This is a genomic window from Parageobacillus sp. KH3-4, assembly GCF_022846435.1.
GTDB lineage: Bacteria > Bacillota > Bacilli > Bacillales > Anoxybacillaceae > Parageobacillus > Parageobacillus thermoglucosidasius_A.
On record NZ_AP025627.1, the window covers coordinates 3,371,603 to 3,387,150 of the forward strand.

17 protein-coding genes and 1 pseudogene are annotated in these 15,548 nt (G+C 40.5%); 14 read left to right on the forward strand and 4 right to left on the reverse strand.

The annotated features are described in order from the left end of the window. Positions 1-39 precede the first annotated feature (39 nt). The gene (locus MWM02_RS17135; RefSeq protein WP_244402538.1) at positions 40-441 is read right to left on the reverse strand and encodes a hypothetical protein; all 402 of its coding nucleotides are present in this window, start codon (positions 439-441) and stop codon (positions 40-42) included. Positions 442-658: 217 nt separating this feature from the next. Here MWM02_RS17135 and MWM02_RS17140 point away from each other — a divergent pair, with 217 nt between their 5' ends. From MWM02_RS17140 to MWM02_RS17165, 6 genes and pseudogenes are all read left to right on the forward strand, one after another. Continuing rightward, the gene (locus MWM02_RS17140; protein ID WP_244402539.1) at positions 659-1,444 is read left to right on the forward strand and encodes an ABC transporter permease; all 786 of its coding nucleotides are present in this window, start codon (positions 659-661) and stop codon (positions 1,442-1,444) included. Between the two features lie 2 nt (positions 1,445-1,446). Beyond that, on the forward strand, positions 1,447-2,958 hold the full coding sequence (locus MWM02_RS17145) for a hypothetical protein (protein ID WP_244402540.1): 1,512 nt from the start codon (positions 1,447-1,449) through the stop codon (positions 2,956-2,958). A gap of 15 nt (positions 2,959-2,973) precedes the next feature. Beyond that, complete coding sequence (locus MWM02_RS17150) at positions 2,974-3,612, forward strand: ABC transporter ATP-binding protein (protein ID WP_244402541.1); 639 nt, start codon at positions 2,974-2,976, stop codon at positions 3,610-3,612. A gap of 99 nt (positions 3,613-3,711) precedes the next feature. Further along, a pseudogene (locus MWM02_RS17155) lies at positions 3,712-4,591 on the forward strand (IS982 family transposase). A 299-nt stretch (positions 4,592-4,890) separates the two neighbouring features. Then, the gene (locus MWM02_RS17160; RefSeq protein WP_064553300.1) at positions 4,891-6,033 is read left to right on the forward strand and encodes an MFS transporter; all 1,143 of its coding nucleotides are present in this window, start codon (positions 4,891-4,893) and stop codon (positions 6,031-6,033) included. A 106-nt stretch (positions 6,034-6,139) separates the two neighbouring features. Beyond that, complete coding sequence (locus MWM02_RS17165) at positions 6,140-6,286, forward strand: BH0509 family protein (protein WP_064553302.1); 147 nt, start codon at positions 6,140-6,142, stop codon at positions 6,284-6,286. Positions 6,287-6,516: 230 nt separating this feature from the next. Here MWM02_RS17165 and MWM02_RS17170 read toward each other — a convergent pair whose 3' ends face one another. From MWM02_RS17170 to MWM02_RS17180, 3 genes are read right to left on the reverse strand one after another with little or no spacing between them, the layout of a single operon-like run. Beyond that, the gene (locus MWM02_RS17170; RefSeq protein WP_064553304.1) at positions 6,517-7,344 is read right to left on the reverse strand and encodes a YihY/virulence factor BrkB family protein; all 828 of its coding nucleotides are present in this window, start codon (positions 7,342-7,344) and stop codon (positions 6,517-6,519) included. 23 nt (positions 7,345-7,367) lie between these two features. Beyond that, positions 7,368-7,634 carry a hypothetical protein gene (locus tag MWM02_RS17175; RefSeq protein ID WP_064553306.1) on the reverse strand — a complete coding sequence of 89 codons (267 nt, stop codon included), beginning with the start codon at positions 7,632-7,634 and terminating at the stop codon, positions 7,368-7,370. Next, positions 7,635-8,126, reverse strand: coding sequence for a low molecular weight protein-tyrosine-phosphatase (locus MWM02_RS17180; RefSeq protein WP_064553308.1), 492 nt, complete (start codon positions 8,124-8,126; stop codon positions 7,635-7,637). Between the two features lie 483 nt (positions 8,127-8,609). On the opposite strand from MWM02_RS17180, the gene MWM02_RS17185 reads away from it, so the two are divergent. The 8 genes from MWM02_RS17185 (at position 8,610) to cobA (ending at position 15,542) form a co-directional block, all read left to right on the forward strand. Beyond that, positions 8,610-8,834 carry a DUF1128 domain-containing protein gene (locus MWM02_RS17185; protein ID WP_003252983.1) on the forward strand — a complete coding sequence of 75 codons (225 nt, stop codon included), beginning with the start codon at positions 8,610-8,612 and terminating at the stop codon, positions 8,832-8,834. Positions 8,835-9,240: 406 nt separating this feature from the next. Further along, on the forward strand, positions 9,241-9,948 hold the full coding sequence (locus MWM02_RS17190) for a phosphoadenylyl-sulfate reductase (protein ID WP_064553312.1): 708 nt from the start codon (positions 9,241-9,243) through the stop codon (positions 9,946-9,948). 14 nt (positions 9,949-9,962) lie between these two features. Further along, a complete protein-coding gene (locus MWM02_RS17195) occupies positions 9,963-11,036 on the forward strand; it encodes a sulfate permease (RefSeq protein WP_064553314.1) in 1,074 nt (357 codons plus the stop codon). Positions 11,037-11,088: 52 nt separating this feature from the next. Next, positions 11,089-12,246, forward strand: a complete 1,158-nt coding sequence (gene sat, locus MWM02_RS17200) for a sulfate adenylyltransferase (protein ID WP_064553315.1) — start codon at positions 11,089-11,091, stop codon at positions 12,244-12,246. Between the two features lie 17 nt (positions 12,247-12,263). Continuing rightward, positions 12,264-12,869, forward strand: coding sequence for an adenylyl-sulfate kinase (cysC, locus tag MWM02_RS17205; protein ID WP_244402542.1), 606 nt, complete (start codon positions 12,264-12,266; stop codon positions 12,867-12,869). Between the two features lies 1 nt (position 12,870). Beyond that, a complete protein-coding gene (locus MWM02_RS17210; RefSeq protein WP_064553319.1) occupies positions 12,871-14,502 on the forward strand; it encodes a nitrite/sulfite reductase in 1,632 nt (543 codons plus the stop codon). A gap of 12 nt (positions 14,503-14,514) precedes the next feature. Next, positions 14,515-14,736 (forward strand): DUF3906 family protein, encoded by a 222-nt coding sequence (locus MWM02_RS17215; RefSeq protein ID WP_064553321.1) that lies wholly within the window; start codon positions 14,515-14,517, stop codon positions 14,734-14,736. Between the two features lie 26 nt (positions 14,737-14,762). Then, complete coding sequence (gene cobA / locus MWM02_RS17220) at positions 14,763-15,542, forward strand: uroporphyrinogen-III C-methyltransferase (protein ID WP_064553547.1); 780 nt, start codon at positions 14,763-14,765, stop codon at positions 15,540-15,542. Positions 15,543-15,548 lie beyond the last annotated feature (6 nt).

Here is a 15,548-nt window from a genome sequence, read left to right on the forward strand (position 1 = left end):
GCAATGCCTGAAATTTCTATGAGGATGTTCAGTTTTTGATTAATTAGTCTTCCATTGTCCTTTAACTGCTACCTTTACAGGTGTAGTAAGATCATTACTAAATTGAAGTCTATATGCTAGTCCTGGCTGTACCAAATGACCAGTGTAAATCGTATAATACTTATTATCCCCAACATTTCGTACCCAGGAGGTATTATAACCATGGTTGCTTTGTCCTCTTACATCAACAGTGTAATCTCCTCCTACGGAATCACTATGAATATCTATTTTTGCCTCAACTCTAGTAAAATCTTCAACATCTTGATAGTCAGTATACGCACTTCCGTTAAATGCACCGACAATTTCGCTATAGTTTTGCCATGATGTTTTAGCTTGGGCTATCCCTCCGGTAATGAGTAAACCAAAGGCTGATCCAAGAACAAGAGCTTTAATTTTCTTCATATGTACCTCTCCTTTATTGATATATTAACCTCACACTTACTTAAGTGAGGTCAATATTATTATAATAGTAATATTTTGTTAATTAAAGATAATTTTTGATAATTATGAATAAGTTGAAAAAAAAGGATTGAAAATGTTATACTGTTACATAGAGATTAAAGTTATATTAAGAGACTTATTATGATTTACAAATTTCAATGAGAAAGAGGTAATAATAATGCTAACTACTCAACTGTGGATTGAATTCAAAAGAGCCATTACTATAAAAAATATATTAATTTGGTTATCTATCATTACTTTAATACCATTAGTATCTTTTTATCCAATAAGGGAAGGTTACATGTTTTTCAAATCAGTAGAAGTATTTCAAGAAATGGTCGGAAGGATTATTCCATTAATTTTTCCTGTTCTTGTTATTATCATTTATTTGCCAAATTTTTTACAAGAGCAGAAAAATAATTTTATTACATATACTCGTCCTAGAGTACCCTTAAGCATTTATATTCTCAGTAAAGGTATAATTAATGCATTTTTAACAGGTTTTATTATACTTCTGATGATGTTTTTTTCATTTACTTTTGCTGTATTCATTGAACCTTATTATTTAAATATCATTGAGTACTCTCCGATAGTTAGAGGCAATCATTATTCCAGTGTTACATTTTCTCAACTTTTAAAGTATGGAGATTTAACTTACGGTATAGTTTATTCGTTATGGGTTGCCATAAACGCTGTAATATACTCAACTATTGCATTCTTACTAATGCTTATCATAAGACTTCCTTTTGTAGCTTTATCCGCACCATTCCTGTTTTATCATATTTTTAACTTTGTTGTAGGTGTATTTGGTATAGCACGATTTTCACCAATAAGTACTATATTTCCATTTAACATTGAACAGCAACCTTTATGGACTGTACTGGTGCCGTTTACGTTTCTATTAATCGTTTTATGTATTCTATATTTTATAGTAACTCGTAATAAAGAAGGCTGGATGATATAAATATGGGAAATTTTAAATTTAACATGGCTAGATATTTAGAAGAATTAATAAGTTTTAAGTGGGTAATACTAGGAGTTATTATCTATTTCTATGGTGCAGTGATGAAGAATGAAATCGTAGGAAACGCTTATAAGGTAGGTATGGTTGTAAACGGTTGGGATATTACTTTGAATTTGCTAAATGATATGTATATTATTGTTTATTTTATAATTCCTTTAGAACTGTTTATCTCAACAACCTCTATTTTGGCGGATTTTAATTATGAAACCTTAATTCGATTAGGAACGTTAAAAAAATGGGTATTTCGCTCCCTTAAACATTTTTGGAAGAAAACTTCTATTCTATTATTGATTTGGGCATTTATGTCTATATATATGACGATTGGGTTACCTTTTTCTTGGAACTGGAGCCAATTTAGTAATTCAAATCATATTTATAATAACCTCAATAAAATCAGTGTATTTTTTCAAACACCTTTATCGGCATTTATATTTCAGCTAATTTTATTATTTTTAACACTTTCTTTGTTACATCTAATTTTGTCATTATTATATGTAACCACTAGAAATAAAAATTTCATACTAATAATTTGTGTTATTTTTTTTCTTGGTGGGATGGCGGGATTTAAATTATTACCTAAAGAATTTGCATTTTTATCTCCAACCACCTATTTTTCTGTTACAAAATATCTTGATTCATTTAATTCACCAATCTTAGGTTTTGGTATTCTATTAGGATTAATCATTATATGCCTGTTATATTTACTATTGTTAGACTTAAATAAAAAAAAGTACTTTCAAACTATAAAACCTTATCTTTCCCTGCTAATTTATTTATTTTTATGTTTTTTGGGGATTGTTTCAACATCTATCTCTTTAAATTCCGGTGAAAGAACCATATTAGATGTATGGATAATGTCTTTTAGAGGTTCTAGTTCAGAAAACTTTATATATTTCCCTTTTTTCTTTTATTCAATAGTGTTTTTTGGATTTATTTATTTAGTTAATGTCTATATAAGTGAAGAGATAGATCGAATGGGATATTACAAGATTATTCGCTTCAGGAATTTAAATAAGTGGTTTTGGAGTTGGTTTAAAAAAATTTTAATAAAAGTAGTTTTCTTACTCCTTTTACTTACATTACTTTCCATAAGTGTGGGTGCAATTACGGGGATGAAACTCAACTTTTATACAACAGTATTTAATGCTTCTTTATACGCAGTTTTTTATCACTTTTTTATTAATGGTTTCTTGCAAATTGTTTTTTATATATTTTCAGTTTTTATTGTTTCATGGATAAGAAAAGAACCAGTGCATGGATTGATATTGATTAGCGTTTTTATGATATTAATGTTGCCGGGAACTAATCCACTAGGTCTAATTCCTGTGGGATTAAATAGCTTGGTTTACTTGGAAGATTTTTCGCCATTCCATATAACCTTAATTTTATTAATGGCTAATTTTCTCGTTTATTTGGTAATAAAATATCTTTTTACGAAAAGCTTAAAAATTTAGCGTGGAGGCGATATTATGTCTATTATTATTTCAATAAATAATGTTTATAAAAGTTTTAAGGGAAATCCCCTGTTCGAAAATATTAATCTAGACATAGAGAAAGGTAAAATATATGGAATTGTAGGACCGAATGGTTCGGGTAAATCAGTTTTATTTAAAATGATATGTGGATTTATATTTCCAGATAAAGGGACAATCTCTATACAAGGATCAGAAATAGGTAAGAGTAAAAGGTTTCCAGAAAATTTTGGCGTTATTATAGATCGTCCTGGTTATATTGCGAATAAAACCGGTTTTCAAAATTTAAAGGAATTATCTTTAATAAGAGATATAATCGATGATAAACAGATTATTGAAACGATGAAAATAGTTGGTTTAAATCCATATTCCAATCAAAAGGTAAAGAATTTTTCTTTAGGAATGAAACAAAAGTTAGCCATTTGCCAGGCAATTATGGAAGAACAACAAGTGCTAATATTAGACGAACCATTTAATGCTTTAGATATGGAAAGTGTAAAAAGAATACGAAATTTATTATTGAGGTTGAAGGAAGAAGGGCGAACTATATTACTTACAAGTCACAATCAAGAAGATATTAATATCTGTGACTTTGTTTATCGAATTAATCAATGTAAATTAGAACAAATAAAATAACCCGTGGTGCTAGATAAAATCAGACAAGCATAAAAGTAGCCCTTGCATGAGGATCTCCTTAAAATGAAAGTGTGACCAAACACCAAAAGGAGAGTTCCCATGCAAGAGCACTTTCATTTTACAACAGATAGAGCCAAACTTCAAAAACAATATGCATCGATTTTGTATTTTGTATCAGCTCAACTATCGAATATCCAGATTCATCTTCAACGTCGAAATCTTCATTGGTTGAAACAGAAGCACGAGGTCATCATTGCCGTCCATGTCCTTGGAAAGTTGCTGGGCTTTACTTCCGAACGGGCTTGGCGCCGGTTTGTGATCGGGAATTTGTTTTCCAAGGACTTGTTCCCTGAACGTTCTCGATACAACCGTCGTTGCCGGGCGCTTGGCTTTGCGATCAAGTGGATGCGGCACCAGCTGGCCAAACGCGGGCAGCACCATGCGTATGCGGTCGTGGACAGCTTGCCGATCGAGCTGTGTCATTCAGCCCGAATGCATCGCGCCAAACGGTTTCGTGGAATCGCCGATATCGGCTATTGTGCTTCGAAAAAGATCGCTTTCTATGGGTTGAAACTTCATCTGCAGGTCACCGACCAAGGGCTTCCGATGGGATATGTCGTCACCGAAGCGTCTTGTCACGACCGGGTGGCCGCTGAAACCGTCATGACGCAAATTCCACATCCATATAATCTGGGTGACAAAGGGTACATCAGCCAAAAACTGCAAAAGAAGCTGTACGAAGAGCATCGAATTGCTTTTTGGACGCCCGTTCGAAAAAATCAGCGAATTCGCCAATCTGATGCATGGAAACAGGGGATGAAACGAAAACGCAAAGTGATTGAAACCGTGTTTTCGATTTTAGTCGATTCACATCGGATCACCGAGATTCGGAGCGAACTCGGTTTCTGGATTTGAAACGGCATTGGATGCTATTTTACTGGCTTACTCGCTTGTTGTTCTTGGGCTAGTTGAGTGTTAAAACTCAACTAGCACCACGGGTTATTTTATCTAAAAAGATAAGCGGTTCTGTTCGATATCCAAGCCAAGTTTATATGTATGGAATAAAATTCCCCTCCCCGTCCGATGAACTACGTTTCCTTTTAACCCCAAATCCAGCGCTTCTTCAAGCAGATAAGCCAACTGCCGGCAGCTAAAATCGCGGGCTTATTCCTCTAATCTTCCTAATTTTTATTATCCCTCCTCGGTCTTCTTGCCTTGCACATATAAACTATGTACCATGTTAAACGATGACATTTTCAGAAACGAGGTATAAAAGCGATGCGCTTTTGGATTTTAATCGGCATTGTCGCCATTTCCGGTTTATCGCAAGGGATGCTGCTGCCACTGCTTTCGATGTTGCTTGAAAAACATGGGGTTTCTTCTTCCTTAAACGGCATGCATGCCACGGCATTGTATATCGGCGTCCTATTGGTTTCTCCGTTTTTGGAAAAGCCGCTCCGCCAATATGGATACCGGCCCATGATTATCCTTGGTGGTTTTATTGTAATATTATCGCTTGCCTTATTTCCAGCTTTTCACTCGTTTTTGTTTTGGTTTTTTCTGCGCCTTTGCATCGGAATTGGCGACCATATGCTCCATTTTGCGACACAAACGTGGATTACCGACTTTTCTCCGGCGCAACGGCGAGGCCGCAACCTGTCGTTATACGGACTGTCTTTCGGCATTGGATTTTCTGCTGGCCCGCTGTTAGCGTCACTTATTCAATTCAAGGAATCGTTGCCGTTTCTTTTATCATCGCTGCTTAGCCTGATCGGCTGGTGTAGCGTCTTTTTTCTGCAAAACGAACGGCCGAAAGAAAGCGAACAATCTAGTTTGGCGCACACATTCGATCGTTTTGTTTATGCGTGGAAATACGCGTGGGTTGCTTTATTGCTGCCGTTCACTTACGGCTTTTTAGAAGCGGCGGTTCATGCCGTTTTCCCTGTTTACGCTTTGCGGGAACATATTGTAATAGAACATGTGGCATTGATTTTACCGGCCTTTTCACTCGGCGGCATCACCTTTCAATTGCCGCTTGGATTATTAAGCGATCGTTTGGGGCGAAAACAAGTCATTGCCGGCGCTTTATTGATCGGGAGTGTCAGTTTTTTGGGAGCCTATTTATTCCATCGCTCTCTTGTCGGCCTTGCCGCTTGTTTCTTTATTGCCGGTATGTTTGTCGGCTCTTTATTTTCACTCGGCATTACGTATATGGCAGATTTGTTGCCAAAACAGCTTCTCCCAGCTGGAAACTTGCTATGTGGTATGCTGTACAGCACCGGCAGCATGATCGGCCCGTTTGTCAACGGTTTCGCAATCGAATATGGCACCAACAACTTTTTCTTTACGATCAGTGCCATTCTTTTCCTTTCCTTTTTCCTGCTGCTATGGAACAGAAAAAAGAAGGTCATCCATTTATGACCTTCTTTTTTTATTTTCAAAAAATTATTGACCTTTTTCTTTTATCTGTTATATAATAATGACAACAATTAATTAATCTGTTTTAAAACAGAGGGGGCGATGAGCAATGCTTAGAGCGGAACGAAAAAACATGATTGAGTTTATTGAAAAAGTAAGAGGAATTTCCAGAGATCAACTTGCTTATATGACAGATGCGGAAATCGAATATATTTACGAGCTGTACTATCACCATCATGAAGAAATCGCCGAATAAAAGGACTGTCGCATGACAGTCCATTCTTTTTTCTCTTTTTAATGGTACCCGTTTTGGCCGTTCGCGCTGCCGCTCGTTTTATGCTTTGGCTTGTTTTTTCCTTTTTGCTTTGTGCCCCCGTCTTTTTTTGTATGTTTCGTCATTGACGATCCCCCTCTCATTTTCAACAACTCTTTACAATGATTACTGTTTCCCCTCTTTCGCCGCTTATGAAAGGAAGTTTATGCATATTAACGCTTCCGCCCTTCACGTTCACAATCAAAAATTGCGTTCATTTCACCGCCCAACACGATAATCATTCCGGATAAATAAAACCAAACCATTAAGATAATCATCCCGCCGAGACTTCCGTACATCGCTGCATAATTGGCAAAATGGTTGACGTAGTAGGAAAAAGCAAGTGACGTGATAATCCAACCAATTGTCGCAAAAATGGCTCCGCGGACAACGTTTGCACAACGCAATTTTTTATTTGGGGCAAAATAATACAATACAGTAAACACAACAAATAAAATCAACGAACTAATCACCCAGCGCATCGCGTTCCAAATCATTAAAAACGTCGCGGGAAAACCAAAAGCGGAAAATAAAAACAGCCCTATCATTTTGCCGAATACAGGCAAAACTAAAGCGACGATGATGACAAAAATCATCCCAAGCGTAAGCAGTACAGACATTCCCCGCGCAACAAGGAAAGGACGATTTTCCACGACATCGTAGGCGCGGTTGAACGCCCGGACAATCGCGTTCATTCCATTCGAAGCGGACCAAATCGCACCGATAATACTAAGTGACAACAATCTTCCGTTTTGCTCATCCATCACCCGATGAACGTTTGCCTCCACTAAATGAATAGCTTCCTTTGGGGCGTACTGGCGGATGATGGACAGAAGATCTTCGTGTGGAATCGGCAAATAAGCAAGCAATGTAATTAAAAAAATAAGAAATGGAAATAGGGAAAGAAGAAAATAGTAAGCCAATTCCGCAGATAGTCGGGGGATCTCATCTTTTTGAAAACGCCGCGCCATTTCACGAATAAACGTTAAATCGATCATCATGCATCGTTTCCCTCTTCATCATTTTATTTGGGGCGATCCTCTTTTTTCCGGCTATACACTTCCCTTACTATTTCGATCACTTCCGGCGTTTTTTCCACAATGTCTTTTATTTTTTCCATCATAAACTCGACATCTTCTGCCATCTCTTCTACGGACCGCCGCCATTGTTTCAGTCTCATTGGCAATGAAGAACGAGCTTGTTTTTCTCCAATTTTGCCAAATAAAGAAAATGCAGCTCCTACTGCCGCTCCAATTAATATATTTTTCCATACGCTCCCTTTTCTTTTCACTTATTTTTCCTCCTTTGTTTCGCAAAGTTTTTTCTCTCTTATAATTGCATCTAATAAATGTTCACACCCTTTTTGAATGAGGTCATATACTTCCGCAAAATTTCCCGTATAGTACGGATCAGGCACATCAGCAATCTCGCTATTTGGAACAAAATCAAGCAGCCGGCCGATAAACCCCGTTTGATTGTATCCGGCCAATCGCCGCAAATTTCCGACATTTTCTGCATCCATCGCAATAATATAATCAAACTCGCGCAAATCCTCTTTACAAATTTGCCGAGCGCGAATTCCCGAAAAATCAATCTGATTTTTCCTTAATATCGTCTGTGTCCCTTCGTGCGGCGGTTCTCCCACATGCCAATTCCCTGTTCCTGCAGAATCCACGATAATTTTCCCTTCCAATCCTCTCTCTTTTACTAAATGCCGAAAAACCGCCTCCGCCATCGGAGAACGGCAAATATTCCCTAAACAAACGAACAATACCTTTACCATTGTTTCACGTCCTCCTTCGATTCCATTTAATGGTTTATATAAAAACATTCTATTATTGTTAATTATGTATTATATTTACATTACAGCGAACAATCTTTACATAAGTCGAACAAATATAAAGCAAATGGATATACTGGATCATGAAAATGCGTTTTTCATTCGTTAATTACATTATAAGACAAGAGATGATAGATGATAAATGATAACGAATCGATTCGATATAAATTATACAATGTACAAAAAGCGTTTTGTTCTCCAGCATTCCAAATTCGCCGGACGAAGAACGAAATTTACATCATTATCCACCAACAACGTACGATTCACAACAAATATTGCAATGATGCTTGGCGGATCGCCAAAAAAGATTGCAAACCTGTTTGCGTACAGAACGGGAGGGCGCAAAAAATAATCAATAATGTTTTAAAAATAACCGATAACCTGCTACAATACATGTAATCTTTACAAAAGGAAGGAGCAAAAAAAATGGATCTATCCAAAAAATCAGCGGAAAACGTGAAGTACATGGTGGAAAAAATAAAAGAAAAGCTAAAGGTCTTAAATTTTGACGCGATTAAGCCCTCCCACTTTTCTGAAGAATGGTATGATGAGCTAAAAGAAATTTACGAAATGGTGATGAGAAAAAACACGTTTAGCCCAAGCGAGATGCAGGCAATCGCTGAAGAATTAGGAAACTTGCGCAAAAAATAAACATACGGATAAAAAAGGCCGGAACATAATCCGTCCTTTTTTCTTTTCTATTTTCATTTATTTCTCTACTGTGCTATATCATTAAAAAATTAATTCCTATCGAAAAACTAGGATTGACTTTTGCGTGAATTATGCTAAAATTTTAAGCAATTACAGCTTACCAACCTGATGAAAATAACCAATTCGGAGAATTCCGGCAGCTTGCTTTTGCAAAGCAAGGCGCCCATTCCGGCAAAAGGGGTACCGTTTTGCAAAACAAGAAGAAATGTGCATCTTTTTTTCGCTCTTTCCACACGAAGGAGCGTTTCATGTTTCTCGCTTCTTTCATCGAAAATACCCTCCTACTTTTAGGACGATATCACCAATTAATCCGCTTTACTTTATTAAAGCAAAAAGGAGGAGCGACATGCTGACGTATCAAACATGGGAAAGCCATGAAAAGCCTTCGTTTCCGCACGATGACGAAACAAAAGGGGCGCTCAATGTTCTTGCGTGGGCGTACGGCGAATACAAAGATGATATTGTTTACGCCTGCAGCTTTGGAGTGGAAGGAATCGTTTTGATTGATTTAATTTCCAAAGTCAAACCAAACGCGGAAATCGTGTTTCTCGATACAGGTCTCCATTTTCGCGAAACATATGAAACGATCGAAAAAGTCAAAGAAAAATATCCTTCCCTGCGCATCGTCATGAAAAAACCGAGTTTATCGCTAGAAGAACAAGCACAACAGTTTGGGGATGAACTATGGAAGCACAATCCAAATAAATGTTGCGAGTTGCGAAAGGTCATTCCCCTTCGCGAAGTGTTAACAGGGGTAACCGCTTGGATTTCCGGGCTACGCCGCGAACAATCGCCGACACGCAAACATGTGGAATATATAAATAAAGATGACAAATTCCAATCCATTAAAATATGCCCGCTTATTCATTGGACATGGAAAGATGTATGGAATTACGTATACAAACGCCAACTTCCGTATAACGTGCTTCATGATCGCGGCTATCCAAGCATTGGTTGCGAACCTTGTACGTCTCCTGCGCTCGATCCGAATGATTTACGCTCCGGCAGATGGGTCGGTCACGGGAAAACAGAATGCGGGCTTCACATCACATAAGGAGAGACAAAGTGATGCTCCTAACAGTTGCTTTTATCGTCTCTTTCTTCTTTGCGATGAACATCGGAGCAAGCGGAGCTGCCGCCGCGATGGGAGTTGCATACGGCTCGGGCGCCATCAGACGCAAATCAACCGCCCTTTTTCTTTGCGGATTCGGAGTGTTTCTTGGCAGTCTAGGCGGCGGCGAAGTTGTCAAAACGATCGGATCCGGAATCATCCCATCATCGATATTGACGATTCAAATTGTCGTCATTATTTTAACGGCGGCGACTATTTCGCTATTTGCTGCTAACATCATGGGCATTCCGCTATCAACAAGCGAAATTACGGTCGGTGCCGTCGTCGGTGTTGGCATCGCTTATCAAGCGGTGTACTTCCATAAATTGCTGTTTATCGTTTCGATATGGATTATTATTCCAATTATCGCCTTTATTTTCACGTTTTTTATTGGTAAATGGTTTTTGGCGCTAAAACAAAAATACCCGCAATTAGAACAAGGTTCTTGGCAAAAAGCATTTATGACGCTTCTCATCATCACCGGCTTTTTTGAAGCGTTCTCGGCCGGAATGAACAACGTCGCCAACGCAGTCGGCCCGCTCGTCGGCGCCGGATTCATTTCTGTTTCACACGCGACCGTTTTCGGGGGACTGTTCGTTGCTCTTGGCGCAGTTTTGCTTGGAAAACGTGTATTAGAAACAAATGGGAAGAAAATCACGAACTTTTCTCCGTTTGAAGGCAGCGCCATTTCCGGAACTGGAGCGATTCTCGTCATTATTTCATCGATTTTTGGATTGCCGGTTCCGTTAACGCAAATTACAACATCGGCGATCATCGGCATCGGCACCGCAAAAAGCGGTTTTTATATCTGGCAAAAACGAATTGTTATCCAACTTTTGAAAGTTTGGTTCGTATCGCCGATTTTTTCGCTCGTCATTTCTTATAGTCTTGTCAAGTTGCTTCTTGACAGTGATCTTTATACAATTATAGCTATTCTCAGCGTTTGTCTTGCCACCCTTGGCATCATCAGCCTGAAAAAAACAATCGCCGAAGAAAAGCGATCATTGCACGAAAACGGCGGTGGCATTTAATGATAAATCATAGTTTTCCCATATGAATATTGCTTCCAGGAGGTTATGAATCATGAGCTTAAGCATTCCACACGGAGGAACATTAATCAATCGCTGGAATCCGGATTATCCATTGGATGGACTGACAAAAGAAATCGAGCTGACGAACGCCGAGTTAAGCGATTTAGAATTGATCGGCACAGGAGCTTACAGCCCGCTTACTGGATTTTTGACAAAAAATGATTATGACTCTGTCGTTGAAGCGATGCGTTTATCCAACGGTACGGTATGGAGTATTCCAATTACTCTCGCCGTCACGGAAGAAAAAGCAAAAGAGCTTTCCGTCGGCGAAACGGCAAAGCTTGTTCACAACGGAGAAGTATATGGAGTGATTGAAATTCAAGAAATCTATCAACCTGATAAAACAAAAGAAGCCGTTCTCGTTTATAAAACAGACGAACTGGCTCACCCCGGCGTACGGAAACTGTTTGAAAAACCTAACGTCTACGTGGGCGGACCAATTACATTAGTGAAACGCACCGATAAAGGGCGCTTCGCTCCATTCTATTTCGATCCAGCCGAAACACGCCGCCGTTTTTCTGAACTTGGCTGGAAAACCGTTGTCGGTTTCCAAACGAGAAACCCGATTCACCGCGCCCATGAATATATTCAAAAATGCGCGCTCGAAACCGTTGATGGGCTATTTTTAAATCCGCTCGTCGGCGAAACGAAAGCGGACGATATTCCAGCGGACATTCGTATGGAAAGCTATCAAGTATTGCTAGAAAACTATTATCCGAAGGACCGTGTTTTTTTAGGCGTGTTCCAAGCAGCGATGCGCTACGCCGGACCGCGGGAAGCGATTTTCCATGCGATGGTGCGCAAAAACTTCGGCTGCACCCACTTCATCGTCGGGCGCGATCATGCCGGTGTCGGCAACTATTACGGCACATATGATGCGCAAAAAATCTTTTTGAATTTCACTCCTGAAGAACTTGGCATTACACCGCTGTTTTTCGAACATAGCTTTTATTGCACGAAATGCGAAGGCATGGCTTCGACGAAAACGTGTCCGCATGATTCGAAATATCATGTTGTATTATCCGGCACAAAAGTACGGGAAATGTTGCGCAACGGACAAGTGCCGCCAAGCACGTTCAGCCGTCCGGAAGTAGCCGCGGTATTGATTAAAGGATTACAGCAGCGCGAAGCTGTATCCCAATCCACATGATAAAAGGAGGAACGAGATTGAGCACGAACATCGTCTGGCATCAAGCTTCGGTCACAAAAGAGGACCGCCGCAAACGAAACGGTCATCATAGCTGCATATTATGGTTTACCGGGCTTTCCGGCTCCGGTAAATCGACGGTCGCAAACGCCGTATCGAAAAAGCTATTTGACCTTGGCGTTCAAAACTATGTATTAGACGGAGACAACATCCGCCATGGTCTCAATAAGGATCTCGGCTTTTCCGCCGAAGACCGCACCGAAAATATTCGCCGCATCGGCGAAGTCGCCAAGCTGTTTGTCGACAGCGGCCAATTCGTCCTAACGGCATTTATTTCTCCTTTCGCACAAGATCGCGAACTTGTGCGCAATTTAGTAGAAAAAGATGAGTTTATCGAAATTTATGTGAAATGCCCGCTAGAAGAATGTGAAAGACGCGATCCAAAAGGACTGTATAAAAAAGCGAGAAACGGCGAAATTCGCAATTTCACCGGCATCGATTCTCCGTATGAAGCACCTGTTTCGCCGGAACTGACGATTGAAACACATCGTCACACGATAGACGAATGTGCCAATCAAGTGATTGCTTACTTGCGCGATCGAAATTTCATAAAGGGGGAATCTTAAAATGGCGTATGAAAAAGTATGGGCAAATAATCCAAACTTAAACAAAATGGAATTAAAAAAGCTAAAAAAAGATGGGTTAAAAATTTTTGATGATATTCCTTATTATGCAAAACACGGATTCTCTTCGATCCCGCAAGAAGAATGGGATCTTTTCAAATGGGCCGGGCTTTACTTGCAGCGCCCGAAAGAAGCCGGCTATTTTATGATGCGCGTTTGCGTTCCTTCCGGGATTTTGAATAACGAACAGCTTGAAACGCTAGCAGGCATCGCCCGCGATTACGGGCGCGGCTTGTTTGACATTACAACCCGCCAATCTGTTCAATTCCACTGGCTGCAAATCGAACAAATTCCTGATATTTTTGATCGCCTAAAACGTGTTGGATTGTCTACCGCCGGTGCTTGCGGTGATATTACTCGCAATATTGTCGGCAACCCGCTTGCCGGCATCGATCCGGACGAATTGTTTGACACGAGAGAAATCGTTCGCGAAATATATGAGTTTTTCCAACGTAACGAAGATTTCTCCAACTTGCCGCGCAAATACAAAATTTCGATCAGCGCAAACGTCTACAACACAGTTAATGCGGAAATCCATTGCTTGTCGTTTACGCCGGCAAAAAAAGTGATTGATGGCAAAGAAGTGCTCGGTTTCCACGTGAAAGTCGGCGGCGGTTTATCGTCTGCTCCGTACCTTGCTCAAACGTTAGACGTGTTCGTTACGCCAGACCGCGTGAAAGACGTTGCTGTCGCTGTCACAACGATTTTCCGCGACTACGGCTATCGCGAAAAACGCCATCGCGCCCGCCTCAAATTCCTTGTCGCCGACTGGGGCATCGATAAATTTAAAGAAAAATTAATCGAGCTGACTGGTCCGCTTCCATCCAAAGGAGAAGACGTGCAAAAAGGCTGGAACCCTGGCTACTTCTACGGCGTCCATCGCCAAAAACAAGAAGGATTAAACTATATCGGCTTCAACGTTCCAGTAGGTCGCTTAAGCGCGGACGAAGTATTCGAAATCGCAAGAATCGCTCGGCAATATGGCAACGGGGAAGTTCGCTTCTGCAACTCGCAAAACTTAATTATCCCGAACATCCCAGATAAACACGTGGACGCCGTATTGCAAGAAAAAGTATTCGAGCGGATTTCCATCCGTCCAAAAACGTTCACCGGCTATGCCGTCTCTTGCACTGGCACCGAGTTTTGCAACTTGGCGCTTGTCGAAACGAAAGAACGGATGCGGCGCGTCGCTGAATATTTAGATGAACGTTTGGAACTGGACGTTCCAGTACGCATTCATATGGTCGGCTGTCCAAACTCATGCGGCCAACGGCAAATTGCCGATATCGGTCTCCAAGGCATTAAAACGAAAACAAAAGACAGAGGCATGATCGAAGCGTTTGAAATTTACGTCGGCGGCACGCTGCTTAACGGCGGCAAATACAATCAAAATCAAAAATTAAAAGGAAAAATAGATGCGGAACAAATTTCCGAAGTGCTTTTGCATCTATTAACCTATTTCAAAGAAACAAAATTGCCGGGTGAAACGTTCTTAGCTTATTTGGACCGCGTCGGAATAGAGGCGCTGCAAGCAGAGCTAGACCGCATTTTGGCGCAAGTCAGCACGGTGGCATAAAAGGTGGCAGCAATGTTTCTGTACCGGTTTGAAGTAACAACAAAAACGGAAATCATTTATGTCGTCATTGCCGCCAACGATGATGAACAAGCATTTCGCCTCGTCGAAGTGGAATTGGAAAAACATTTTTTTAAAGTTCCCGATTATACGGATATCTCACTGCACGAAAAAAAACCGATTCGTCGCGGCGGCGGGTTCGTCGTATGCAGCGAACCCCGTCGCTCTTCTTCATAAAAACACGAGAAAGGGCTGAAATGAAGATGGGAAAAGTATACCTAGTTGGGGCTGGTCCCGGCGATCCCGAATTGATCACCGTAAAAGGCCTTAAATGCATCCAGCAGGCAGATGTCATTTTATACGACCGCCTCATTAACGAAGAGCTGCTGTCTTATGCCAAAAAAGATGCGGAACTCATCTTTTGCGGCAAATTGCCGGGCTACCACACTATGCAGCAAGAGACCATTAACCATTTTCTCGTTCGGCACGCCAAAAAAGGAAAAACGGTCGTTCGTTTGAAAGGCGGAGACCCGTTCGTATTCGGCAGAGGCGGTGAGGAAGCAGAAGCGCTCGTCAAGCATGGAATCGAATTTGAAATCGTTCCTGGCATCACTTCAGGAATCGCCGCTGCTGCTTACGCCGGTATTCCCGTCACCCATCGAGATTTCAGCTCTAGCGTCGCCTTCATCACTGGTCATAAACGCGAAGGAAGCAAGGAAGATTTGAAATGGGAAAGCCTTGCGAAAGGAATCGATACGTTAGCGATCTATATGGGCATCAGCAATCTCTCATATATTCGCAATCAGCTCATTAAGTATGGGAAATCTCCTTCAACACCTGTTGCTGTCATCCAATGGGGAACGACCGCGGAACAACGGACGGTAACAGCTACTTTGGCGACCGTTACCGACGTCGTGGCGAAAGAAAAAGTCGAAAATCCGAGCATGATCATCATCGGGGATGTCGTAAAACTGCGCGCAAACATTCAATGGTTTGAACAGCTGCTTGCCAAACAAAATGCCGTCGCCAATACAGCGTTATAACGAGGT

Bases quoted from the DNA above. Each gene is read 5' to 3' on its own strand.
- cobA (WP_064553547.1), top strand. From the start codon at position 14,763: ATGGGAAAAGTATACCTAGTTGGGGCTGGTCCCGGCGATCCCGAATTG.
- MWM02_RS17135 (WP_244402538.1), bottom strand. From the start codon at position 441: ATGAAGAAAATTAAAGCTCTTGTTCTTGGATCAGCCTTTGGTTTACTC.
- MWM02_RS17165 (WP_064553302.1), top strand. From the start codon at position 6,140: ATGCTTAGAGCGGAACGAAAAAACATGATTGAGTTTATTGAAAAAGTA.
- MWM02_RS17145 (WP_244402540.1), top strand. From the start codon at position 1,447: ATGGGAAATTTTAAATTTAACATGGCTAGATATTTAGAAGAATTAATA.
- MWM02_RS17140 (WP_244402539.1), top strand. From the start codon at position 659: ATGCTAACTACTCAACTGTGGATTGAATTCAAAAGAGCCATTACTATA.
- MWM02_RS17170 (WP_064553304.1), bottom strand. From the start codon at position 7,344: ATGATGATCGATTTAACGTTTATTCGTGAAATGGCGCGGCGTTTTCAA.
- MWM02_RS17160 (WP_064553300.1), top strand. From the start codon at position 4,891: ATGCGCTTTTGGATTTTAATCGGCATTGTCGCCATTTCCGGTTTATCG.
- MWM02_RS17210 (WP_064553319.1), top strand. From the start codon at position 12,871: ATGGCGTATGAAAAAGTATGGGCAAATAATCCAAACTTAAACAAAATG.
- MWM02_RS17185 (WP_003252983.1), top strand. From the start codon at position 8,610: ATGGATCTATCCAAAAAATCAGCGGAAAACGTGAAGTACATGGTGGAA.
- MWM02_RS17150 (WP_244402541.1), top strand. From the start codon at position 2,974: ATGTCTATTATTATTTCAATAAATAATGTTTATAAAAGTTTTAAGGGA.
- MWM02_RS17215 (WP_064553321.1), top strand. From the start codon at position 14,515: ATGTTTCTGTACCGGTTTGAAGTAACAACAAAAACGGAAATCATTTAT.
- MWM02_RS17195 (WP_064553314.1), top strand. From the start codon at position 9,963: ATGCTCCTAACAGTTGCTTTTATCGTCTCTTTCTTCTTTGCGATGAAC.
- MWM02_RS17190 (WP_064553312.1), top strand. From the start codon at position 9,241: ATGCTGACGTATCAAACATGGGAAAGCCATGAAAAGCCTTCGTTTCCG.
- sat (WP_064553315.1), top strand. From the start codon at position 11,089: ATGAGCTTAAGCATTCCACACGGAGGAACATTAATCAATCGCTGGAAT.
- MWM02_RS17180 (WP_064553308.1), bottom strand. From the start codon at position 8,126: ATGGTAAAGGTATTGTTCGTTTGTTTAGGGAATATTTGCCGTTCTCCG.